Genomic DNA, 22,331 nt, shown 5'->3' with positions numbered 1-22,331 from the left:
CTTAGGGGGCTAAGACCACCGGATTAGGGGGCTAACCACGCAGGATTAGGGGGCTAAGACCACCTTAACGGCAGAAGAAGCCGAGCGTGCAATGTAGGTGCCGGGGGCAAGACCGAGGGCGAGGAGACGGCGGCGCAGGTCGGCGGGACGGGCGGTCACGCGGCCCACATGGGCTCCACCCACGGCGTAGACCTCGAAAGCAGCCTCGACATCGGCCGAAAGACGGCCCAAACCCGTGGTCGCCGCGACGATGCGCAGGTAGCCCGTGGTGCTCTTGTCGGTGAGCGACGTGCGCTCCCAGGCCATGCCGGCGGGCAGTTCGGGCAGCGTCACCGACGTGGGGGCCTGCATCACGCGCTGGCAAGTCCAGAGGCAGATGCTGTCGCCCACAGCGGGCGTGTAGCCGTCGGCAAGCCTCACGCAGACGTTGCCCAGGTAGAGGAAGTTGCCGCACTCGATGCGCGAACCCACGACGGCCGTGCCGCTCTTGCTGCTCACCACGAAGTTGGCCGTGGCCGTGGGGGCCATCTTGAACATGGCCGACGTGCGGAACACGCCGCCCAAGTTGTCGTTGGCATACTTCACGGGGGAGAAACGGCTCGCCCCGTTGAGCGTCACGGCACTCACCAGACCCGTGCCCTTGACCTCGGCCTCGCCGTTCACCGTGAGCGTGGAGCCGATGATGGGGGTGGCTGTGCCGGAGGTGAACGAAAGCATGCCCTCGTCAACCTGCAGCTGTCCCTGCACCTTGTTGACAAAAGAGAGGTTCATACGGCCCGCGCCGCGCTTCACCACCTTGCTGGTGGAGACCACGCCGAAGTTGAAATCGTTGCCCGAAACGCCCACGATCCATGCGCCACTGCCGGCCAGGGTGCCCGCGCCGGTGACGCTGCCGAGCGGGAAATCGTGGCCGTTGTTGCTCACGGTAACGCCCGACGGCACGTTGAGCGTGGCCCGGGGAAGGCCGTGGCTGTTGGTGAAGTCGAAGGTTTCGTTGGTGTAGAGGTGCTTCGTCGTGCGGTTTTCGAGGCGCGGCACCACCGTGCCCTCGAAGTCGCTCCAGTCGCCGCTGAACGTGCAACGCACCCAAGCGTCGTACACATTGAACGTGCCGCGGCCGGTGAGGCGGCCCGTGTAGTTGCAGCGCGGGTCGGCATGGAACGTGCCGGTGCAGCCCTCGGGCACGACGAAGTTCACGGGATTGACCGACGAACTGTTCTCCGTGGCGGGGTCGTAGAGCGTGCCCTGGCCGAACTCCACGGTGGCGGGAAGCTGTGGTTGGTTGTAGAGCTCCACGTCGTTCACCGTGCCGCGGGCAATGACGAGGCGGTCGATGGTGTTGACCGTGCCGAGCGTGAGCGTGCCGTCGCCCATCTTGGTCACAGTGTTGCCCGCCCCGGCAAGGCCTCGGTTCAGGGTGAGGGCCGTGCCGCCGGGCGTCTCGAACGTGGCGCCGCCGCTGCCGATGAAGAACGGCTGGTCGGTGATGATGGTGCGGGCCACACCGAATGTGGCTCCGCCCGAGAGCGTGATGCGGCTCGCGGCCGTGCCCAGCGCGCCGTAGGCCACGCCCGTGAGATTGCCCAGGCTGTTCACCACGAGCCGTCCGCCGCTCACCTCGGTGGAGGCCATGCGGTTGAGCGAGGCCACGGTGAGCGTGCCGGCGCCCGTCTTGCGGAGCGTGGCGGGGCTCACGATGCTGTCGCCCGAGAGGGTGTAGGCCTTGGTGTCGTTGGTGAAAAGCAGCGAGGCGGGGCGCACCGCGCCCTTCACCTCCACCTGCGTGGAGGCGGCCCGGTCGTCGAAAGTCACGTCGTCGCCCGGCGCAGAATAGTCTTTTTTGTCGCCGTTGAGGAAGTTTTCACTCACGCCGAAGTCCCAGATATGGGAGTCGTCGGTGCCGTTCCAGCGCACGGCGGCGGCACTGCGCAGCGTCTCAACGTGCAGCGAGAGGCGGCCGTCGACCAGCACGAGACGGGTGCGGCGGTCGCCGAGGCCCTCGAGCAGGATGTCGGCCAGGCGGCCGCGCAGTGAGTCGACACGGCCCAAGGTGTAGTCGCCGTCGGGCAACTCGCCCTGGATGCGGAACTCGAACACGGGCGCCTTGTACTTGGGCCCGTACTCTCCCCAGTCTTTGGTCTGGAGCACGAGGGTGTCGGCATTGAGCGTGTCGGGGCGGGCATTGACGATGTCGAACACCACACGGGCGCCGATGCCGAGGTCGAGGCGGCTGGCCGAGAGGCTGCCCACGCCGTCGTCGCCGGGCAGCAGGGTAGCGTTGTAGTCTGCACGCAGCCCGCCGAGGAAGTGGCCGCCGCGCGAAACAAGGCGCGTGTGGCGGTTGAGCCACACGGGACTCTTGGCCATGGTGCCGTCGAACCGGAGCGTACCGTTCCAAATGTCGGTGGGGCCGCTGTGGTTTTCGGTGACGTTGGGCAGCACAAGCACGCCCTCGCCCTGCTTCACCAGCCGCGTGGCACCGCCGAAAGCCCCGCCCGTGAGGGTGTGGGTGCAGGTGGTAACCATGCGCTCGGGGGTCTTGCTGCGGGCGTTTTCGCCGCCGGTGCCGGCCACGATGGCGGGCGCATTGTCGGTAACGATCCAAGGAGAAGCCCCGTCGGCCACGCCGACAGTCATGTCAGCCTGGTCGCAAAGCAGCAGATGGGCCTTGCCGCTGCGGAGTGTTGAGCCGTCGGCCACCACGCTGCGGCCGGTGAGTGTCACGGGCGGCGGGGCCACGGTGATGCCTTCAAGCTCGCCCAGGAAAAAGCTGGGATGGGGCGGTTGGTTGTAGCCCACGCACTGCCAAGCCATGGCATTGCGGTACTCGTGGTCGTGCCAGAGGGTGTAAATGGCGTGTTCCGTGGGGTAGTTGGTGGTGTAGAGCTGCAGCTCGCTCGGGCCGTTGCGCACGATAAATTCCTCTCGCCAGTCGCCCAGAATGTCGCCAAGGGCGCAGGGATTGTTCTTCGACGAGTTGTTGAGCTGGCCTCCCGAGGTGAAGATGCGGCCGTTGCCCCACTTCGTGATCGAGGCGGCACGCTCCACGCCGGGGCTGTCGAATATCTCGTCAAGCAGGTCGCCGTCCCAGTAGATGCGGCAGTTCAGGTCGTCCCACTTCATCTTACTGTTGGCGTCGACGGGCAGAATCTTGTCGGACGAGAGGCCGATGATGCCCGAAGAGACGGAGCGTCCCTGGCCGCCGGGGTAGTCGTTGGTGAAGTTTCCGGCCAGGGCGCGGCCGTCGTCGCCGCCGTCGGCCTTGCGGTAATACAGCTGGCCGGTGGTGGCGTTCCAGTAACTGTTGCCCTCACTGCCCTCCTGACAGGTGAACTGCTCGAGACCCCAGCGGTACGGATCGAGGTCGCCGCAGTGCTGTGCATCGCCATGTCCGAGGCCGGTGGTGGCCAGTCCACGGCCGTTGTCGTCGATAATCATTGAGCCAAAGACTATCTCATCGCGGCCGTCCATATCGACGTCGGCTATCTGGAAGTTGTGGAAACCGTTGCCAAACCACGGGCTCGACGCGTCGTAGGTGTTCCAGCGCCACCGCTGCGAGAGCTTGTGGGTGACGGGATCCACGTCGAGCGCGCACATCTTGTGGCGCGTGTAGCAGCCGCGGCCCAGGAAGATGCTGGCCCGACGGCCGTCCAGGCAGGGTGCGCCGAAGTAGTGCTTGCAGGCGCGGTGGCCGGTGTCGTTGGAGCCCCACACGGCCGCATAGTCCGTCTCGCCCTGCTCGAAGCGGGGCAGCGGATAGGCCGGCGGCGTGTAGGCGCCGCTGTTGCCGTCGTAGCCGTAGGGCACGCCCGTGGCGCCGTCAAGGTAGAGCAGGTACTCCTTGCCGGCGCGGGTGTACTCGACGCGGGTGTCGGCCGTCCCGCCATTGTCGTAGTTCATGTCGCCGATGTTGATGGTGCGGCCGTCGGCGGTGTGGATAATCATGTTGTCGGCACCGCGCATCAGGGCCTCGGCACGGCCGTCGCCGTCCCAGTCGTAGCCTATCATGTCCCACTGCTCGTCGGGCCCCGACATGAGGTTGGGCCCCAGGTCGATCCACCACAGGCGCTTGCCCTGCAGGGTGTAGACCTCGTAACGGTTGAAGTCGGTGCGGTTGCTGGTCTTGAGCAAGTTGCCGCTGTCGTTGCGTCGCTTGAGCATCAGCTCGGGCACACCGTCGCCATCGACGTCGGCCAGCGAGATGTCGTTGAGCGAATAGCCGGCCGTAACGTCCTTGCCCGCGCGGTTGAGGGCGGGCTCTATGGGGATGGAGAGATACTGTCGGGCCCACGCCTTGACGGGCGCGCAGCGTTCGTGCAGCTCGCCGTTGACCACGGCCTCGACCTGATAACTGCTCGAAGAGTTGCCGCCGGCATCCTGAAAGTTGGAGACGGAGAGGCCGGAGGCGATGCGGGCGCCGTCGCGATAGAGGTTGTACTGCGTGTCGTAGTACTCCTCGCCCAGCTTGCGCCAGCTCACCAGATTGCCCGACGAGCGGCCGGGCACGGCCACGAGGCCACGGTCGAGGCGGTCCATCGTGCGCTGGGCGTGCAGGGGAAGGGCCATGCCGAGGGCCAGCAGGGTGGAGAAAAGGATTCGCTTGTTCATGGGTTTGTTGTTGGTTTTTAGTTGTTTTTTGGGGTTGCAGGGATGTGTCCCGTGCGGGGCGGCCGCCGTTTCAGGGGTTTGCGGACGCGCGGACACGTGTGCCCGCGAGGGCCGCGGGCAGCAGATTCCGGCTGCAAAATTAGTGAATCGTGGAGAGAGACGGGCACGGCAGCAACCGTTTTTCGGCAGAATGGCCAAAAAACACGGGTTAAAAACAAAAAAGCCGGGCGTTCAGACCCGGCTTTTAGAGACCGTGCCCCGGCTGCCAACACCGGGCGGCGGGGGCGCGGGGAGCTCACGGTTTGAGATACGGGGCGATGATGCGGGCCATCTGTTCGGCCCCCTCCGCAGTGGGATGTACGCCGTCGCGCTGCATCTGCCGGCCGTCGGCCAGGCTGAAGGCCGCGTGCAAGTCGATGAGGGTGAGGCGGTTTTTGCGCGCCACCTTCCGAATGACGGGGATAACGCCGGCCGTGATGATGCTGTCGTTGATGTCGCGACCGGTGAGCCGCGTGGTGGGCACGGGCGTGCACAGGTAGATGGCGGGCCGGGTGGGCAGGGCCTTGAGCGAGTCGACCAGCTGCTGCAGGTCGCGCTCCAGGTCGGCCCTGTACTGCCAGTTGTGGGCTTTGGAGTCGTTGGTGCCCAGCTTGACGATGACGGTCTGGGGCTGGAAGTCGAGGGCATCGCGCCAGGCCGGCTCCTGCATGTAGGGGTGGTCGCCCTTATTTAATAAGGTGCGGGCCGAGACTCCGAAGTTTTTCACGAGCCAGTCGGGGCCGAGCAGCTGCTGCAACCGGGCGGGATAGGCCTGCGACTCGGCCATGGCGAGGCCGGCGCCGTCGGTGATGGAGTTGCCGATGCAGGCCACGCGGCGGGCTCCGGGACGGGGCGAGGGCAGCGCGGCAAGCCACTGGGTGAGGTCGGCGAGCATCTGGTCGTGGAAGGTGTAGCTGGGCCTGAAGCCGAAGCCGTGGCCTCCCGAGGGATAGATGTAGAGGGCGCAGTCCTTGCCCAGACGGCGCATGGCCGAATAATAGGCCACGCCATTGGGCACGGGGGGCACCGCCGCGTCGTCGTTGGCCAGCAGGATGACGGTGGGCGGAGTGAGGTGTCGGCGCAGCTGCGTCTCGTTGCTCCAGGCCCGTGTTAGCGCAGGGTCGTCCTGTCCGTCGCCCAGAAAGTTGGCCTTGGAGCCGCCGTGGCAGCCCTGCCCCATGGTGATGACGGGATAAAAGAGGATGGCAAAGTCGGGACGCGAGGCCCAGGGGGCGTGGGTGCTCACCGAGGAGGCCAGATGGCCGCCGGCCGAGAAGCCCATGATGCCCACGTCGTGGGGGTTGACGCCCCACGCGGCGGCCGAGTCGCGAACGGTGCGCATGGCGCGGTAGGCATCGGTCAGGGGGATGGTGCGGTCGCCGTGGGGCATGCGATACTTCAGCACGAAGTAGGCGATGCCCTGCCGGTTGAAGTAGGCCGCCCAGTCGTGGCCCTCGTGGTCAAGGGCCAAATGGGCGTAGCCGCCGCCGGGACAATCGACGATGGCGCGGCCCGTGGGCTGCGCGGGCAGGTAGGCCGTGAGCTCGGACTGGCCGTCGGCCGAGTTGGGGAGCACAAACTTGCGGGCCGTCTGCGCCGCAGACTGAATGGAAACGGCGAGCGATGCCGCCAGGACAAGAATGAAATGTTTCATAAAAGAGTTGTTGTAGTTGTTGAATTTACGGGGATGAGTGGCGGCGGGGCAAGAGCCGTCAGCGGGCCTCGCGGCCGTCGGGGGCGGGCACGGGCCGGGCGTTGCCCACGCAGCTGTTGGGCATCTGGATGTGGAGCAGCTCGCAGATGGTGGGCGCAATGTCGACAATGGCCGTGGGTTCGGCCGTTTCGCCGTGGCCCACATGCCAGCCATAGACCACGAAGGGGATGTGGGCGTCGTATGGATTCCACTGTCCGTGCGTGGTGCCGGGGTAGTCGGGCTTGCTGCTTACGTTCTCCCAGTCGGCGCGGGGCACGTAGAAAATGTCGCCGCTGCGCTTTTTGTTGTAGCCGTTGACGATGCGCTCGCGGATGGGCTGCGGCACCGACGTGGTGAGGGCGCGGTCGTAATCCACGGCGTAGAGTATGTCGTCGCGCCGCTCCAACTCGCGGATAAGGGCTTGTTTTACGGCGTCAACGCGCTGCGATTGGCGGGCAATCGCGTCGCGATTAAGGTAGATTCGCCCCGCGTCTTCGCCTTGAACGACGGGCGTTGACAGCCCCAACTGCTGGCAGACGGCCCGATCCACACTGTCCATCCACGTCCACGTCTCCAGCCCGCCCGCCGGAATGCGGTGGCGGCGCAGGAGGTTATGGTTGTGGGCCGCGCCGTGGTCGGCCGTGAGAAAGAGCAGGTAGTTGCCGCGGCCCACGCGCTCGTCGAGCACGTGCAGGAAGCGGGCCAGCTGCCGGTCGAGCTCCATGTAGGCATCGTGGTTCTGCTGTCCGCGCGTGCCGAACGTGTGGCCGATGGCGTCGGTCGACGAAATGCTCACGGCCAGCAGGTCGGTAACGGAGTCCTGGCCCAGCTGTTCGTGCTCCAATGCGGCCTCGGCCATCTGGAAAGTCTTGGTAATGCCCTCCACCGAAGTCTTCACATCGGTGCCGGGCTTGGCCCCGAGGCGTCGGTTCTGCTGCTGCACCCAGCGGGGAAGCTCCTGCATATAATAGGTGGACGAGACGAAATGGCCGGCCGAAGTGTCCCACCAGTAGGCGGCATCGGCGGCATGCCCGGCGGGCAGGATGGCGGCGCGGTCTTTCAGTGCCACGCCAATGACCTTGGCCCGAAAGTCGGTTGCCGTCTTGAGTACGTCGCCGAGGCCCGACGCCAGCAGGTTGCGCGGCGACATCTGGCCCTCGCGGCTCTTCGAGCCCACGCTCTGCACGGTGGTGTCCGAGCAGCAGTAGGTCTTGCGGCCGTCGATGTAAAAGTTGTTGCCGGCGATGCCGTGCAGGGCCGGCACACTGCCCGTGTAGACGCTGGCATGGCCGATAGCCGTCACCGTGGGCACATAATTAATCATCGTGTTCTCGAAGCTGAAGCCCCCGTCCATGAGGCGGCGCAGACCGTCGGGGCCGTACTGGTCGTGATAATAATAGAGGTAGTCCCAGCGCATCTGGTCGACCACGATCCCCACGACGAGTCGCGGACGCTGCACCTCGGCCCGGCCGGGCAGTGCCAGCAGGGCGGCGGCAAGGAGCACAAGCAGTTTTTTCATTCGGATTGCGGTTTAGACGTTTCTTGGCGCAAATTTACAAATTTCCCGTCGAACGGCAAACGATTCGGCCGAAAAGCCGTAACTTTGCAACTGCAGCGCGCCCGCCCGCGAGCCGGCGGCGCGTTCTTGCACAGCCATTCACCCACAACCCCATGTCCGCCATGCCCAAGGTCTTCACCCATTTTGCCGCCGACGAGGAGAGCCGGCGCGCCGAACTCATCCGCATCATCGAGCACAGCGTGGCCCAACTCTCGCTGGCCGAGCTCGAAGCCCTCTACTACGACCTCGTGTCGAAAGACTATATCCGATAAGGCAACCGCCCTATCCACCCCTGGCAAGGCCTATCATCCGATAAGACAATTGCCCTATCCACCCCTGGCAAGGCCCATCATCCGATAAGGCAACCGCCCTATCCTCTCCTATCAAGGCCTATTATTTCCTATCAACTCCTATCGCTTAGGGGCCGGCCTCCGCGCCGGCCCGCCCTATCAAGACCTATCCTCTCCTATCGAGTCCTATCAAAGCCTATCGAGTCCTATCAAAGCCTATCGAGTCCTATCAAAGCCTATCGAGTCCTATCAAAGCCTATCGAGTCCTATCAAAGCCTATCGAGGGGCCCTCTCAAGGCCTCTCCCAGCCCCCCCCTTCCCCCAAGGAAAAGGCCCCGGCCCTGCTGTGTGGCAGGGCGGGGGCCTTTCGTTTCTCTTACTTCTTGCTCTCTTTGTCGGCCAGCGCGGCGCGGCGGTCGGCCAGAATCTTCTCCAGGCGGCTGTTGGTTTGCAGCTCGACCTGGGCGTTCATTGTTACCAATTTGTCCATAATGCTTTACAATCTTTTTACTTTTAGCGGCGCAAAGTTAGTGCCGTTTGCCCGATTTTGCCGCCGCAAGAACGAAAAAAAGAAAGGAAAGTCCCGATTCTTTGACCTATATCAATGCACCGGGCATGCACAAAATACCCCTGTCCACCGGCCGTTGGCCGGCGGACAGGGGCTTACAAACAGCGGGACAGGGCCGAACAAGCCCACAGCCCTACGCTCTATTTCGCCTCCCCGGCCGGTGCCTCGGCCTTGGCGGGAGCCTTCTTCCGCGGGGCAGCCGGCTTTTTAGGCGCCGGCTTCTTGCCCTCATACTTCTGCCGCAGCTTCTCGGCGGCGGCCTCAATCTTCTCTATCTTGGCCTGCAAGCGGGCTATCTCCTTGTCTTTCATCTCTATCTCGTCGCCCTCGTTCTTGATGGTGGTGAGCAGAGAATTGAGCTGTTCGTTGTCGATGTCGGTGGAATAGCGGTCGTTGATGCGGGTGATGAAGTCGCCAAGAATGTTCATATAGTTGGTGAAAGCGTCGAACGGGCTGCTGTAGATGCCGCGGTCGAGACCCACGTTGGAGGGCTTTGTGGTCATGAACCGGAAGTTGTTGCTGGCCTGCAAGTAGTCCCAGTCCTGATTGATGCGGGCGTCATTGGCAATGCGCACACGCTCGGCCACGCTGTAGAGCTTCTCGAAAGCCTCGCGCTGCATGGGATTTCCGAGCCAGCTGCTCACGTCGCGCTCCTCGTCCACCCACGACAACGTGTCGGGAACATCGATGCTTCCCACGCTCTTCACCGAGGCGCAGATCTCCGACGGCGTGGCAAACCGGATGTCCTTGAGGCGTGCATACTCGGGCAGGGCCCGCAGGAACTCCAGGATGTGCGACGACAACGGCTGGGCAATGCCTATGGCCGAGAGCTCCATGAAGATGTTGACCACCTGCTCCTCGGCGGGCAGCGAGGCGATGTCGCCGATGTATTTGTCGGCAAAGAGCGGGTAGCCGTCCCAGTCGGAGTTGTTGAAGCGCAGGCAAATGTCGTCGCTCAGGCGCACGTCGCGCAGCAGGAGCTTGAGGTTGGGGGCCAGCGCACAGTTGTAAACATAGTGGGGCGACTTCCATCCGAGCACGTGCTTGGCGCCCTCGGTGAGCATGCCCTTGAAGCCCATCTGGGCGGCTTGCAGCCCGATGTCGTCGCTGTAGATGAGCGAGGAGTTGCGCAGCACGGTGGGTTTCTTGCCGAAATATTCCTTGATTTTGTCGCACTGCTTGCGCACGTCGGCGGCGAAGCACTCGGGATCTTTCAGCGAAGAGAGGCCGTGCGAGTAGGGCTCGGCCAGAAATTCCACGCAGCCCGTCTTGTTCATGGCCTGCAGCTTGTCGAGCATTTGCGGGGCATGGAGCTCGAACTGCTCGATGCACACGCCCGAAAGCGAGAACGCCACCTTGAAGCGGCCCTCGCTTTCGCGAATCATTTGCTCCAGCGTGTCGAGGGCCGGCATGTACGAACGCTCCACAACATCGGTGATGCTGCGCTCGTTCTCGTAGTCGTCGTAGTAGTAGTGGTCGGTGCCGATGTCGAAGAAACGGTACCGTTTGAGATGGATGATTTGGTGTATCTCGAAATACAAACAGATGGTTTTCATATACTTTGATGTTTGAACGTTGAACTTTGAACTTTTGCCTGCGGGGCGGCGGGCCGGCGCCTTGAAGCGTTGGGCCATTAATCACGGAGCGTTAAGCCGTTACTGGCAGGGCGGCGGGCCGTTAATCGCGAAGCGTTGAACCGTTACCGGCAGGGCGTTGAACCGTTGCTTGCGGGGCGGCGGGCCGTTGCCGGGGGTCAGATCCAGCCGATGGTGCGCATGTAGAGCTCGCGAATCCAGGCCCCCACTTTCTCCCAAGTGATCTGGTCAACCTCGCGCTTGCCCTCGTCCTGCAGGTAGCGGAAGAGGCTGTCGTTGTGGCAGATGCCGTAAATGGCGTCGGCCAGCGCATGGATGTCCCAATAGTCCAGCTTGATGCAGTTGTCCAATATCTCGGCGCAACCGCTCTGTTTGGAGATGATGGTGGGGGTGCCGCACTGCATGGCCTCGAGCGGCGAGATGCCGAAAGGCTCGCTTACGGAGGGCATGACGTAGACATCGGAGTCTTTCAGGCACTCGTACACCTGCTTGCCGCGCATGAAACCGGGGAAGTGGAAACGGTCGGCGATACCACGCTCGGCGGCCAGATAGATCATCTGTTCCAGCATGTCGCCCGACCCGGCCATGCAGAACCTCACGTTGTGCGTGCGGTGAAGCACCATGTTGGCTGCCTCGACGAAGTACTCGGGCCCTTTCTGCATGGTGATGCGGCCCAGGAAAGTCACCACCTTCTCCTTGCCCGCGTGGTTGGGGCGGGGGATGGCGGCGTTCTCTGCACTGAGCGGATACACGGCGTTGTGCACGGTAAACACCTTGCGCGGGTCCTGATGGTACTGGTTGATGACGGTTGTCCGCGTGAGTTCGCTCACGCACATGATGCAGTCGGCATGGTCCATGCCGTCTTTTTCGATGGAATAAACCGTGGGGTTCACGTGGCCGCGGCTGCGGTCGTAGTCGGTGGCGTGCACGTGGATGCACAGCGGCTTGCCGCTCACCTGCTTGGCATGGATGCCGGCGGGATAGGTGAGCCAGTCGTGGGCATGGATAATATCGAACGCCTCGGCCCGGGCCACGACACCCGCGATGACGGAGTAGTTGTTGATTTCCTCGTGCAGGTTGCCCGGGTAGCCTCCGGCAAAGTCCATGCAGCCCAGGTCGTTGACGTGCATGTAGTTGAAGTCGGAGTAGATGTGGTCGCGGTAGCGGTAGTACTCGTTCGGGTCCATGAGGTGGCCGATGCGGTCGCGCACGTAGTCGAAGCCCACGTCGCGGTAGGCGATGGGCACGCTGTTCATGGCCACGATGCGGGCAAAGGTGCGGTCCTCGTCGCCCCAGGGCTTGGGCAGACACAGCGTGATGTCCACGTCGCCCTGGGCGTGAAGGCCCTCGGAGATGCCGAAATTGGCGGTGGCCAAGCCGCCGTACACGTGAGGAGGATACTCCCATCCAAACATTAACACTTTCATTTGCAGGTCCTCCTATTAGTATTTATACTTTTCCAACTGTTCCAGTGACCGCAGGATCTCGGCCACGTTCATGGCAAACGACACGGCGCCGCGCCCATGGAAAGGCGGGTTTCCGTCGAAGAGCTCGGGCAGCGTGGCCATGCAGTGGTAGAACATCTCGTCTTCATAGCCCACCAGCTGCCGGTCGATGAAGCTCAGGCGGGTGCGCTTGTAGAGCTTCAAGCTGGCCTCAATATAGAAGCCGCCGAGCCATGGCCAGGCCGTGCCCTGATGGTAAGCATAGTCGCGTTGGGTCTGCGGGCCCACGTACATGGGGTTGTATCCGCCGCTCTTGGGCGAGAGCGAGCGGAGCCCTTTGGGCGAGAGCAGCTCGCGGGTGCAGATGTCGATGACGCGCTTCTTCTGGTCGGGAGAGAGCGGCGAGTAGTCGAAAGCGGCGGGGAAGATCATGTTGGGCCGTACGCTCCAGTCCACGGCCTCGCCGTCTACATAGTCGAAGAGGTAGCCGTACTCGTTGACAAAGGTGCTCACGAACGAGACCTGGCAGCGTGCGGCCAGCTCCTCCAGGTGGCGTTGCTGCTCGGACTGGCCGGCATCCTCGGCCATGCTGGCGGCAAAACGCAGGGCGTTGTACCACAGGGCGTTGAACTCCACCACGTAGCCTGTGCGCGGCACCACGGGCCGGCCGTTGGCCATGGAGTTCATCCACGTCACGGCTTTGTCGCGCCCTTCGGTGCGGAGCAGGGCGTTGTCGTCGAGCTTCAGGTTGGGATGGCGGCCGGCTTCGACGTAGGCCAGGATGTCGGCCACGAGCTGCCCGTAACGCGCGCGGGCGGTGGCGAGCCCCTTTTCCTTGGCATATTGCTGGATGCACCACACGGCCCAGAGCAGCACGTCGGGCTGGTCGGTCTCGTAAAGTTTCACCGAAAGCGGCTTGCCGGCCATGAACTCGCGCAGCCCTTTCTCGGCCGTGGCCATGGCTGCCTCGAAATATTCGTCCTCCTCGATGGAGAGGGTGAGGCCGGGCAGGGCAATGAACGTGTCGCGGGCGCGGGCCTTGAACCAGGGGTAGCCGGCCAGCACGTATTTGTTGCCGTCCTTGTCCTCCACATGGAACTGGTGTGCGGCGTTGACCAGACAGTGGAAGAAGCTGTCGCGCGGCGACCGCTCCTCCACCTCTTTCTCGAACAGCGCCTTCAGCCCGCGCGTCTTGGCCTCGGTGGTCGAGGCCGAGAACACCACGCTCTCGCCCTTGCGGATGCCCAGCTCGAAATAGCCGGGCACGTAGAGATCCTCGTTGGAGGCGTAGCCGCGCTCCTGCTCCTTGGGATATTCGATGCCGCGGTACCAGTCGGGCTGGAACACGAACTGCGCCTTTTTGGACAGTTGCATGTAGAGGTCGGGGTAGCCGGCGTACATACAGGTACGTATGCCGTTGTCCACTTCCTGGTAGTCACGGCTGGCGGTGGAGTTCTCGTGAGTGAACTGGCGCACGCTGCGAAAGGCGAGGAACGGGCGGAAGCGCAGCGTCGTGGCCGAGTGGGCGTCGACGAGCGTATAGCGAATGAGGATGCGGTCTTCGTAGTGCTGGAAGACGACTTCTTTCCTAAGCAGCACGCCGCCCACGCGGTAGAGGGTGGTGGGAACCTTGTCACAGTCGAACTCCTGGATGTACTTGTGCCCCTTCGGACTGAAGTTGTTGCCCTGATACTTGTGCAGGCCGAGGTTGAATTCGGCGCCATGCTGAATCACCGTGCAGTCGAGCGAGGAGAGCAGCACGTGGTTCTCGTCGTCCAGCCCGGGCACGGGCACCACGAGCAGACCGTGGTACTTGCGCGTGTTGCAGTCCACGATGGTCGAACAGGAGTATGCTCCCGAGCGGTTGGTGCGTAGGAGCTCCTTGGGAAGGGATTCCTGCAGGTTAGTCATCAGAGCCTTTTCAAATCTAAGATAACTCATAGTTGCTAATTAAGGCTGTTGTTGTATATGCGATTGTTCATTAGGAGCAGGCCCGCGGCGTTGCGCTGCGAATGCCTATATTCCATTCCCAAAGATAAGCATTATTTTGAAACCGCGCAAAAATACTGACCAATTATTTGGAAAAATGTATCATTTTTGAGGCCGTTGATTCTTTTTTGCAAATGCGCTGCCGGGCGTTGCCGCACACAAGACGGCGAAGCACGCCCGCGGGAGCCCCGCAGAGGCCCCCGCTTTGCGGCGTAAACGCACGGCGATTGCGGCGTGGAGGCGGCGCGATCGCGGCGTAGAGGGCGCGCGAGTACGGCGTTATCGCACGCAGGGAGCAGCGTGGGCGCACGCTGAAAGCTGCGTTATCGCACGCAGAGGCGCAGAGGAAAGGAGATTGATGGGCTGAAAAGAAGAGAAACGCAGAGGCTCTGCGACTCTGCGTGAGAGAAGAAGAGACTCGCCGTGAGACATGACTCGCACGCAGAGACACGGAGAAAAAGAGGATAAAAGAAAAGGTGACGCAGGACGCTCCGCCTCTCGGCGCCTCCGCGTGCAAGAAAAATAAAGGCTCAAAAGAAAAGGTGGGGCAGGAAGCTCCGCCTCTCGGCGTCTCCGCGTGAGGCATGTCCTCGCGCGAGAACTCGGCGGGCTCCTACACGGAGGCGCAGAGGAAAAGAGGATAAAAGAAAAGGTGGGGCAAGACGCTCCGCCTCTCGGCGCCTCCGCGTGAGACATGCCCTCGCACGAAAGCTCGGCGGGCTCCTACACGGAGACACGGAGGAAAAAGAGGATAAAAGAAAAGGTGGGGCAGGAAGCTCCGCTTCTCGGCGCCTCCGCGTGAGGCATGTCTTCGCGCGAGAACTCGGCGGGCTCCTACACGGAGGCGCAGAGAAAAAGAGGATAAAAGAAAAGGTGGGACAGGAAGCTCTGCCTCTCGGCGCCTCCGCGTGAAAGAGAAAGCAGCTCCACGCGAAAGAGGGAAGAGGGCTGCGTGAGACAAGTGCTCGGGGTGAGCGACAGAAAGAAAGGGGGCGAAAGGGCCCTACGAGGGGATGAGGAAATTGACGACCTCCTGCTCCACCGTGACGCGGTAGGGACCCACGGGAGTGTGCATCAGCCGGCCGTCCACGCCCACCAGCGCACCCTCCGCACGCTCCACCTCCACCTTGTGCGTGCGGTATGGGTGCACGCTGTGGTGGTTCAGTATCTTGCCGCGCACGAAGAGATAGATGCCTTCAAAGAGCTGAGTCATGCCGGGATGGTACACCACCGACACGTCCAGCAGCCCGTTGTAGGGCACGGCATTGGGCGTTTGCCCGTAGCCGGAGGCGTTGCCGATGCACATCGTCATCACCCTGCGGTCGATGGTGTCGGTGTTGATGCGGAGCTTCATCCGGTAGTCCAGCCGCTGGAACGTGAGCAGCAGGAACGAAAACAGGAACGACAACGCCCGGCTGCCGAACACATGGTGCGTGCGCCGGCGCAGATTCATGATGGAAGCAATGAGCCCCACGTTCACGCAGTTGAGGAAATAGCGGCGGCAGGCCTCGCCCTCTCTGTTGGTGTAGCGGATGCAACCCAGGTCGATCCGGCGCACGCGGCGCGCCTTGAGCCAACTGATGGTCTGCTCGTAGTTGTCTTCGTCGAAGCCCCAGAAGTGGGCAAAGTCGTTCATCATGCCGTTGGGTATCACGCCCAGGACGATGCTTTCGCGCACCTCGCGCTCCGCCTGCATCAGGCAGTTCACGGTGTCGTTGAGCGCAGAGTCTCCGCCCACGATGACGATGGTGCGGTAGCCGTTGTTGATGAGCATCTTCACCAGCCGGTCCACACTGCCCGTGCTCTCGCTCTGCACGTGGTCAAAGTCGATGCCATTAACGTGCAGGCACTGCTGTATCCTCTCCCACCGCTTGCGCGACGAGCCCATCACGCCCGACTTCGGGCAGTAGATGATTCCCCAACGATTCATTTCCATGTTCTCATTCGTTTGATTGCGTTGATTTTTTCTTCCGTCGGCAGCGTGGCGTCCAGCCAGTGGATGGGTGTGCCGCGCCGCTCCATGCCGCGAAACCAAGTCATTTGCCGCTTGGCGAACTGGTGGATGGCGATTTCGAGCCGGCGCAGCATCTCCTCGCGCGTGAGCCGTCCCGCGACATACTCGGTGACGTATTTGTATTCCAGCCCATAATAAATAAGGTCTTCTTCGGCTACGCCCCGGGCCAGCAGCCGGCGTATCTCGTCGGCCATGCCCTCGTCCATGCGCTGGTGCAGACGGGCCGTGATGCGGCGTCGCCGCTCGTCGCGGCCGATGTCGAGCCCCACCACGAGCGAGTCCACCCGCGGCATGGCGCGCTGCTCGGCGGCGTGCTCCAGGTTGTAGGTCTCTATCTCGATGGCGCGGATGGCGCGCTGGCGGGAGTCCACGTCGGTGGTGTTGTGCATCGCGGAGCCGGTCTGCCGCTTCAGTTCCCGCAGCCGCTCGGTGAGCGCGGGCAGCGTCTCGCCCTCCAGGCGGGCGCGCAACGCGGCGTTCTGCGGCACGGTGGACAGGGCGTAGCCCTTGAGCACCGCCTCGATGTACAGCCCCGTTCCCCCGCAGAGGATGGGCTGCACGCCGCGCCGCGAAATGTCGGCGAGGGCCGCCTGGAAGTCTTGCTGGTAGCGGTAGAGGTTGTATTTGGTGCCCGGCTCGGCGATGTCTATCAGGTGGTAAGGTATCTGCCGTGCGCCCACCACATAGTCGGCCAGGTCCTTGCCCGTGCCGATGTCCATGCCGCGATACACCTGCCGCGAGTCGGCACTGATGACTTCGCCTCCCAGGTCGGCCGCCAAGGCAGCCGCCAGCGCCGTCTTGCCGCAGGCCGTGGGGCCGAGAATGGTGATGAGTGCAGGGGCCGCCGGTGGGCCTGTCATGTCCTGATAATGAGCGTTCACGGCGGCAAATATAGGTAAAAATTATCAGACGGCCGAAGATTTACGCCGTGTTTTCGCAAAAAAAGACCGCCCAACACGGTGTGTCGGGCGGTCATAACCTGTTTGGACGGCGTTCCGTCAAGCAGTCTCGGCGGGCTCTTACTTCAGCTCGGCGAGGTACTTGATGGTGCGAACCATCTGCGAAGTGTAGGAGTTCTCGTTGTCGTACCAAGACACTACCTGCACCTGATAGGTGTCATCGCTAACCTTGCTCACCATGGTCTGGGTGGCATCGAAGAGCGAACCGAAGCGCATGCCGATGATGTCGCTGGATACAATCTGGTCCTCCGTGTAGCCGAAGCTCTCGGTGCAGGCGGCCTTCATGGCGGCGTTGATGCCCTCTACGGTCACGTCCTTGCCCTTAACCACGGCAATGAGGATGGTGGTGGAACCCGTAGGAGTCGGTACACGCTGGGCCGAACCGATGAGCTTGCCGTTCAGCTCGGGGATAACGAGACCGATGGCCTTGGCTGCACCCGTGGAGTTGGGCACGATGTTGCAGGCACCTGCACGCGAACGACGGAGGTCGCCCTTGCGCTGGGGGCCGTCGAGAATCATCTGGTCGCCCGTGTAAGCGTGGATGGTGGACATGATACCAGACTGGATAGGAGCGTAGCCGTTCAGGGCAGCGGCCATCGGAGCCAGGCAGTTCGTGGTGCAGGAAGCAGCCGAAATCACCGTGTCGTCTGCCTTCAGGGTCTTGTGGTTCACGTTGTACACGATGGTGGGGAGGTCATTTCCTGCGGGAGCAGAGATAACAACCTTCTTGGCACCGGCCTGAAGGTGAGCGGAAGCCTTGGCCTTGGAGGTGTAGAAGCCCGTGCACTCCAGAACCACGTCCACTCCGAGCTCGCCCCAAGGCAGTTCAGCAGCGTTGGGCTTGGCATAGATAGTGATCTCCTTGCCGTCCACAGTGATGGAGCCCGGAGTAACCACCGTCTTGCCGTCCTCGCCGAGAACAGAGTCCTTGAAAGCTACAGTGTGCTTGCCCTCGCCGAACTTGCCGGCGAAACCACCCTGTGCGGTGTCATACTTCAGCAGGTGAGCGAGCATCTTGGGACTGGTCAGGTCGTTGATGGCAACAACCTCATAACCCTCTGCCTCGAACATCTGACGGAATGCGAGACGGCCGATACGACCGAAACCGTTAATAGCTACTTTTGTCATTTTACTTTGATTTATTAATAAAAGTTTATAAAAATGTATCCTATTCAGGGAATGACGCAAGTTTTTGGCTTGCTCGATTGCAAAGTTACGAATTATTTTCTATTTTTGCATTCGGTTTGAGTATTAAATTAATTAAAAAGGAACAGACTGTCATTCCGACTTGGCAAAAGCGCGACTGCGCGGTAACGGGTGCAATATCCACTTGCCAAAACCACGGTATTGACTTGTCATCATCACAGCATCATGAGCAAATTTATCAATGAATTCAAGGAGTTCGCCGTCAAAGGCAATGCCGTAGACATGGCCGTCGGCGTCATCATCGGCGGCGCGTTCGGCAAAATCGTCAGCAGTATTGTGGACGACATCATCATGCCGCCCATCGGTTGGCTCATCGGCGGCGTGAATTTCTCCGACCTTAAAGTGACGCTTCCGGCCATGGATATGGGGCTCGAGACCACGGCTCCGGCCACCATCAACTACGGCAACTTCATTCAGACGGCCTTCGATTTCGTGGTCATCGCCTTCTGTGTGTTCCTGCTTGTCAAGGGCATCAACAAGCTGGCCCGCAAAAAGCAGGAGGAGCCCGCCGCACCCGCTCCCGCCCCGGAGCCCACCGCCGAGGAGAAGCTGCTGGCCGAAATACGCGACCTGCTGAAGAACAAATAGCTCCTGCGCGCATCATGAAATACGTCAACGACACCGTGCGACGGCAGGACCGGCTGATGGACGAGGGGCGGGCCCTGGAGTTGCTCCGCACCAGCGAGTACGGTGTGCTGAGCATGGTCAGCGAGGGCGGCGGCTACGGCATCCCCGTGAACTACGTGTGGGACGGCCGCCAAAGCATCTACATCCACTGCGCTCCCGAGGGCCGCAAGCTGCGGGCACTGGCCGAGAACGCGCGGGTGTCGTTCTGTCTCGTCGGGAGGGTGAACTTGCTGCCCGGCAAGTTTACCACCGAATACGAGAGCGCACTCTTCTTCGGCGAGGCCCACACCCGTCTGGACGACGAGGAGAAGATGGCCGCCCTGCACCTGCTCATCGACAAACTGTCGGCCGACTTCCGCGACACGGGCGACAAATACGCCCGCAAGAGCTTTCACCGGGTGGAAATCATCCGCGTGGACTTTACCGAATTCAGCGGCAAGCGCAAGAAAGTGACTTTGTGATTTGATTGCATTTAGCCTGCGAAAAATTTGGCGGACTTACAGATTTTCCATAATTTTGCACACGTAACACCTCAAAACGACAAATTAATCAACGCCTATCGACACACATTTACTTATTCAACAACAAGACTAAGAAAATGAAGAATCTTACAGAGATGACCGACGAGGAGTTGGCCCTTTCTTATATGGACGGCAACAACCGGGCGTTCGATTTGCTGTTGTCGCGGCATCAGGACAGGCTTTTTTCGTATATCCTCTTCGTCGTACACGATGAAGACAAGGCCAACGACCTGTTCCAGGACGCTTTCATCAAGATTATCGTGAAGCTGCAGAGCGGCAAATACGCCCCCACGGGCAAGTTTGCCGCATGGTGCATGCGCATCACCCATAACGTCATCATGGACTGGTACCGCGAGCAACGGGCCAGGCACATCGTTGAGGCGGGCGAGGACAACGACCTCTCCAACCTGAGCCACGACACCCTGCTTGACGGCAACATCGAGGGGCACTACGTGAATGAGCAGGTGCTCTGCGACGTGAAGAAGATGATGAACCACCTGCCGGCCTCGCAGCGCGAGGTGGTATTCATGCGCTTCTACCAGCAGATGTCGTTCAAGGAGATAGCCCTCACCACCAATGTGAGCATCAACACGGCCCTGGGCCGCATGCGCTACGCCATCCTCAACATGCGCCGCATGGCCCGAGACAACGACGTACAGCTGGAGGTGGGCTAAGCGTCTATGCCCTTTCTGCGCCCAGCCGCTTCAGCATGCCGATGACCTCCCCGGGCCGCTCGGCTCCGAACACATAGCTTCCACTCACCAGTACGTCCACGCCAGCCCTGACCAGACGCGGCGCTGTGTCGCCGTTCACGCCGCCGTCCACTTGGATGAGGGCGTGCGAGCCGCTCTCGGCGATGAGCCGTCTGAGCCGTTGCACCTTGGCCAGCGTGTTCTCAATGAACCGCTGTCCGCCGAATCCGGGGTTCACACTCATGAGCAACACCATGTCGACCTCGGCCAGCACATCTTCGAGCAACGCCACGGGCGTGGCCGGATTGAGGGCCACACCGGCTTTCATGCCGGCCTCGTGTATCTCGTGGATGGTGCGGTCCAGATGGGTGCAAGCCTCCTGATGCACGGTCATCATCATGGCACCCAGGCGCGCCGTACGGGCAATGTAGCGTTCGGGATGCACTATCATGAAGTGCACGTCGAGGGGTTTGCGGCTGATGCGCTTCACGGCCTCGAGCACAGGAAAGCCAAACGAGATGTTGGGTACAAACGAACCATCCATCACGTCACAGTGCAACCAGTCGGCTTCGCTGCGGTTGATGAGGTCTATCTCCCCCCTTAGGTTGGCAAAATCGGCGGCCAACAGAGAGGGCGAAACAAGTGTTGTCATTGCAAATATCAGTTTTTAGCGGTCAGGGGGCCGTGTTCAGTTCATGCCACAAGGCACATTCCGGCCCTGCACCTTGGCCACACGGTAGGTGTAGGCCATCTGGCGGATGATGCCGAGCGTGCGCTCAGAGGGTTTGATTTCTTCGGGAGTAAAATTCTTCATAGGCTATTTTTGTTTGTGGAACGTGGTTTGCCGTCTTCTGATTGTCTAACGCAAGGCCCATGGCCTTTATTACATGTCCGCGCGATATATTTCTGCAAACCCTCGTTTTTCCGGCCGGAGCCGTTGTGGCTTCCGAATATCTTTCGTATCTTTGCAATATGTCGCACGCGCGTACATTATTTATTATAACCATTTACAAACCGTTTGTCTATGAACAAAGTATTACGCATTCCGATGCTTTTATTCCTCGCACTTGCAGGTCTGGCCGCTCATGCCGCCAACTACACCCACACTTTCACCGAAGGCGACATCAATGCCGTGGGCAATGTCACGCTCTCCGGCTCGGCCTGGGACGTGAGTGCAGAGTGGAATTCCTCGGCCTACTTCGGCTGGGACAAGAACTATGGCAAGGGCATCCAGCTGGGAAGCAGCAAGAAATCGGCCAAGAGCATCGTGCTCAAGTCGTCTGCTTTCGACGGCAACATCAGCCGCGTGGTGGTGAATGCCAGCACGGCCAAGGACGCGAAAGCCACGATCACCGTGGCCGTGGGCGGCTTCTCGGGGCAGAATGACCTGAAAATGGAGGCCACCGACTACAGCTTTGAGCCCAACGCCACGGGCGACGTGGTCATCACGCTGAGCCAGCCTTCCACCCAGAAAGCCCTCTACGTGAAGAGCATCCAAGTGACCTACGGCAGCAGTGCCAACGCTCTGGCCGCACCGACCATCGACGGCACGACACCTTTCCTGGGCACCACCCTGGTGACACTCACCGCCACCGAGGGCGCCACCATCCACTACACCACCAACGGCGAAGAGCCCACCACGGCCTCGCAGCAGTATGCTGGCCCCTTCACGCTCACGGCCTCGGCCACGGTGAAAGCCATTGCCAGCGACGGAACCAAGACCAGCGACGTGACCGCCAAGGAGTTCACGGCCGCCGTGGAGACGTCGGACATTGACGATTTCAAGCAGCAGACCGACAAGACCGTGGCCAACCTGGCGCTGAACAACGCCCGCGTCGTCTTCGCAGACGCCAGCGGACGCTACGCCTACGTGCAGGACGAGACGGGCGCCATCTGCTTCTACAACACCGGACTGGGCCTCAAAACAGGCCAGACGCTCAACGGCAGCGTGGCCGGAACACTGGTCATCTACTACGCTCTGCCCGAATTTACGGCCAACGCCCTCACCTCCACCGACAAGCTCACCCTAACCGACGGCGACCCCGTGGCCCCCTCCGTGCTCTCCATTGCCGAGGCCAAGAGCAATGCCAACGTGTGCCGACTGGTGCAGATCAGCGGCGTGAAGCTCGACTCCATCGGCAAAAACCTCTACGCCTCGCTCAACGGCGACACCATCCAGGTGTACGACACGTTCAAGACGCTGGCCCAGACCCAGCTCCCGGCCTCCAGCGAGGGCAACACCGTGACGGGCATCCTCGTGCCCCATGGCAAGGGCTTCGAGATCTGTCCCACCACGACCGGCGGCTTCGTCACCACCTCCGTGAAGCGTGCCGAGCTGTTTGCCGACGATACCGACGCCCCGCTCTACAACCTCAGCGGCCAGCGCGTGGGCAAGTCTTTCAAGGGCATCGTCATCCGCAAGGGCCGCAAGCACCTGCAATAGACCCCGCCCAAACACAAAAAGAGCAGGAACCGGCATTGCCGGTTCCTGCTCTTTTTTAATAGCCTAAAGCGAAAGGGCCCTGTC

Annotated in this window: 16 protein-coding genes; 5 read left to right on the top strand and 11 right to left on the bottom strand. The window is 61.7% G+C overall.

Annotation, left to right across the window (positions count from 1 at the left end; genetic code table 11):
• Positions 1–45: 45 nt before the first annotated feature.
• The 3 genes from PREDE_RS10635 to PREDE_RS10625 form a co-directional block, all read right to left on the bottom strand.
• The gene (locus tag PREDE_RS10635; protein ID WP_005847304.1) at positions 46–4,608 is read right to left on the bottom strand and encodes a rhamnogalacturonan lyase family protein; all 4,563 of its coding nucleotides are present in this window, start codon (positions 4,606–4,608) and stop codon (positions 46–48) included.
• 295 nt (positions 4,609–4,903) lie between these two features.
• Entirely contained in the window at positions 4,904–6,301 is a 1,398-nt protein-coding gene (gene axeA1 / locus PREDE_RS10630) for an acetylxylan esterase AxeA1 (RefSeq protein ID WP_005847302.1), read from the bottom strand.
• Between the two features lie 58 nt (positions 6,302–6,359).
• Positions 6,360–7,859, bottom strand: a complete 1,500-nt coding sequence (locus PREDE_RS10625; RefSeq protein ID WP_005847300.1) for an alkaline phosphatase family protein — start codon at positions 7,857–7,859, stop codon at positions 6,360–6,362.
• A 161-nt stretch (positions 7,860–8,020) separates the two neighbouring features.
• Here PREDE_RS10625 and PREDE_RS14095 point away from each other — a divergent pair, with 161 nt between their 5' ends.
• Positions 8,021–8,170 (top strand): hypothetical protein, encoded by a 150-nt coding sequence (locus PREDE_RS14095; protein WP_211205780.1) that lies wholly within the window; start codon positions 8,021–8,023, stop codon positions 8,168–8,170.
• Between the two features lie 726 nt (positions 8,171–8,896).
• Here PREDE_RS14095 and PREDE_RS10620 read toward each other — a convergent pair.
• The 6 genes from PREDE_RS10620 to gap form a co-directional block, all read right to left on the bottom strand.
• Positions 8,897–10,312: a glycoside hydrolase family 57 protein gene (locus PREDE_RS10620; protein ID WP_015310473.1), complete on the bottom strand. Its 1,416-nt coding sequence runs from the start codon at positions 10,310–10,312 to the stop codon at positions 8,897–8,899.
• A gap of 197 nt (positions 10,313–10,509) precedes the next feature.
• Complete coding sequence (locus tag PREDE_RS10615; protein ID WP_005847294.1) at positions 10,510–11,778, bottom strand: glycosyltransferase family 4 protein; 1,269 nt, start codon at positions 11,776–11,778, stop codon at positions 10,510–10,512.
• A gap of 15 nt (positions 11,779–11,793) precedes the next feature.
• Positions 11,794–13,737, bottom strand: a complete 1,944-nt coding sequence (locus tag PREDE_RS10610) for a glycogen debranching enzyme N-terminal domain-containing protein (protein WP_005847292.1) — start codon at positions 13,735–13,737, stop codon at positions 11,794–11,796.
• A 1,051-nt stretch (positions 13,738–14,788) separates the two neighbouring features.
• Positions 14,789–15,721: a diacylglycerol/lipid kinase family protein gene (locus PREDE_RS10605; protein ID WP_005847290.1), complete on the bottom strand. Its 933-nt coding sequence runs from the start codon at positions 15,719–15,721 to the stop codon at positions 14,789–14,791.
• On the bottom strand, positions 15,712–16,659 hold the full coding sequence (miaA, locus tag PREDE_RS10600) for a tRNA (adenosine(37)-N6)-dimethylallyltransferase MiaA (protein ID WP_015310469.1): 948 nt from the start codon (positions 16,657–16,659) through the stop codon (positions 15,712–15,714). Before miaA ends, PREDE_RS10605 begins: the two co-directional genes overlap by 10 nt.
• 159 nt (positions 16,660–16,818) lie before the next feature.
• Positions 16,819–17,886, bottom strand: a complete 1,068-nt coding sequence (gap, locus tag PREDE_RS10595) for a type I glyceraldehyde-3-phosphate dehydrogenase (protein WP_005847286.1) — start codon at positions 17,884–17,886, stop codon at positions 16,819–16,821.
• Between the two features lie 243 nt (positions 17,887–18,129).
• Here gap and mscL point away from each other — a divergent pair, with 243 nt between their 5' ends.
• The 3 genes from mscL (at position 18,130) to PREDE_RS10580 (ending at position 19,786) form a co-directional block, all read left to right on the top strand.
• Positions 18,130–18,552 carry a large-conductance mechanosensitive channel protein MscL gene (gene mscL / locus PREDE_RS10590; RefSeq protein ID WP_015310468.1) on the top strand — a complete coding sequence of 141 codons (423 nt, stop codon included), beginning with the start codon at positions 18,130–18,132 and terminating at the stop codon, positions 18,550–18,552.
• A 14-nt stretch (positions 18,553–18,566) separates the two neighbouring features.
• A complete protein-coding gene (locus tag PREDE_RS10585; RefSeq protein WP_005847283.1) occupies positions 18,567–19,052 on the top strand; it encodes a pyridoxamine 5'-phosphate oxidase family protein in 486 nt (161 codons plus the stop codon).
• A gap of 137 nt (positions 19,053–19,189) precedes the next feature.
• Entirely contained in the window at positions 19,190–19,786 is a 597-nt protein-coding gene (locus PREDE_RS10580; RefSeq protein WP_005847281.1) for an RNA polymerase sigma factor, read from the top strand.
• A 4-nt stretch (positions 19,787–19,790) separates the two neighbouring features.
• Here the strand turns inward: PREDE_RS10580 and rpe are convergent, their stop codons facing one another.
• Both rpe and PREDE_RS14370 read right to left on the bottom strand, forming a co-directional pair.
• Complete coding sequence (gene rpe, locus PREDE_RS10575) at positions 19,791–20,456, bottom strand: ribulose-phosphate 3-epimerase (RefSeq protein ID WP_005847280.1); 666 nt, start codon at positions 20,454–20,456, stop codon at positions 19,791–19,793.
• 36 nt (positions 20,457–20,492) lie between these two features.
• The gene (locus PREDE_RS14370; RefSeq protein WP_005847279.1) at positions 20,493–20,618 is read right to left on the bottom strand and encodes a hypothetical protein; all 126 of its coding nucleotides are present in this window, start codon (positions 20,616–20,618) and stop codon (positions 20,493–20,495) included.
• A 210-nt stretch (positions 20,619–20,828) separates the two neighbouring features.
• Here PREDE_RS14370 and PREDE_RS10570 point away from each other — a divergent pair, with 210 nt between their 5' ends.
• Positions 20,829–22,247 (top strand): FN3 associated domain-containing protein, encoded by a 1,419-nt coding sequence (locus tag PREDE_RS10570; protein ID WP_005847277.1) that lies wholly within the window; start codon positions 20,829–20,831, stop codon positions 22,245–22,247.
• Positions 22,248–22,331 lie beyond the last annotated feature (84 nt).

The organism is Prevotella dentalis DSM 3688, assembly GCF_000242335.1.
Taxonomy (GTDB): domain Bacteria; phylum Bacteroidota; class Bacteroidia; order Bacteroidales; family Bacteroidaceae; genus Prevotella; species Prevotella seregens.
Note: the sequence above shows the minus strand (reverse complement) of the source record. Positions and strands in the feature narration are given on the sequence as shown.

Bases quoted from the DNA above. Each gene is read 5' to 3' on its own strand.
- PREDE_RS10635 (WP_005847304.1), bottom strand. From the start codon at position 4,608: ATGAACAAGCGAATCCTTTTCTCCACCCTGCTGGCCCTCGGCATGGCC.
- axeA1 (WP_005847302.1), bottom strand. From the start codon at position 6,301: ATGAAACATTTCATTCTTGTCCTGGCGGCATCGCTCGCCGTTTCCATT.
- PREDE_RS10625 (WP_005847300.1), bottom strand. From the start codon at position 7,859: ATGAAAAAACTGCTTGTGCTCCTTGCCGCCGCCCTGCTGGCACTGCCC.
- PREDE_RS14095 (WP_211205780.1), top strand. From the start codon at position 8,021: ATGCCCAAGGTCTTCACCCATTTTGCCGCCGACGAGGAGAGCCGGCGC.
- PREDE_RS10620 (WP_015310473.1), bottom strand. From the start codon at position 10,312: ATGAAAACCATCTGTTTGTATTTCGAGATACACCAAATCATCCATCTC.
- PREDE_RS10615 (WP_005847294.1), bottom strand. From the start codon at position 11,778: ATGAAAGTGTTAATGTTTGGATGGGAGTATCCTCCTCACGTGTACGGC.
- PREDE_RS10610 (WP_005847292.1), bottom strand. From the start codon at position 13,737: ATGAGTTATCTTAGATTTGAAAAGGCTCTGATGACTAACCTGCAGGAA.
- PREDE_RS10605 (WP_005847290.1), bottom strand. From the start codon at position 15,721: ATGGAAATGAATCGTTGGGGAATCATCTACTGCCCGAAGTCGGGCGTG.
- miaA (WP_015310469.1), bottom strand. From the start codon at position 16,659: ATGACAGGCCCACCGGCGGCCCCTGCACTCATCACCATTCTCGGCCCC.
- gap (WP_005847286.1), bottom strand. From the start codon at position 17,886: ATGACAAAAGTAGCTATTAACGGTTTCGGTCGTATCGGCCGTCTCGCA.
- mscL (WP_015310468.1), top strand. From the start codon at position 18,130: ATGAGCAAATTTATCAATGAATTCAAGGAGTTCGCCGTCAAAGGCAAT.
- PREDE_RS10585 (WP_005847283.1), top strand. From the start codon at position 18,567: ATGAAATACGTCAACGACACCGTGCGACGGCAGGACCGGCTGATGGAC.
- PREDE_RS10580 (WP_005847281.1), top strand. From the start codon at position 19,190: ATGAAGAATCTTACAGAGATGACCGACGAGGAGTTGGCCCTTTCTTAT.
- rpe (WP_005847280.1), bottom strand. From the start codon at position 20,456: ATGACAACACTTGTTTCGCCCTCTCTGTTGGCCGCCGATTTTGCCAAC.
- PREDE_RS14370 (WP_005847279.1), bottom strand. From the start codon at position 20,618: ATGAAGAATTTTACTCCCGAAGAAATCAAACCCTCTGAGCGCACGCTC.
- PREDE_RS10570 (WP_005847277.1), top strand. From the start codon at position 20,829: ATGAACAAAGTATTACGCATTCCGATGCTTTTATTCCTCGCACTTGCA.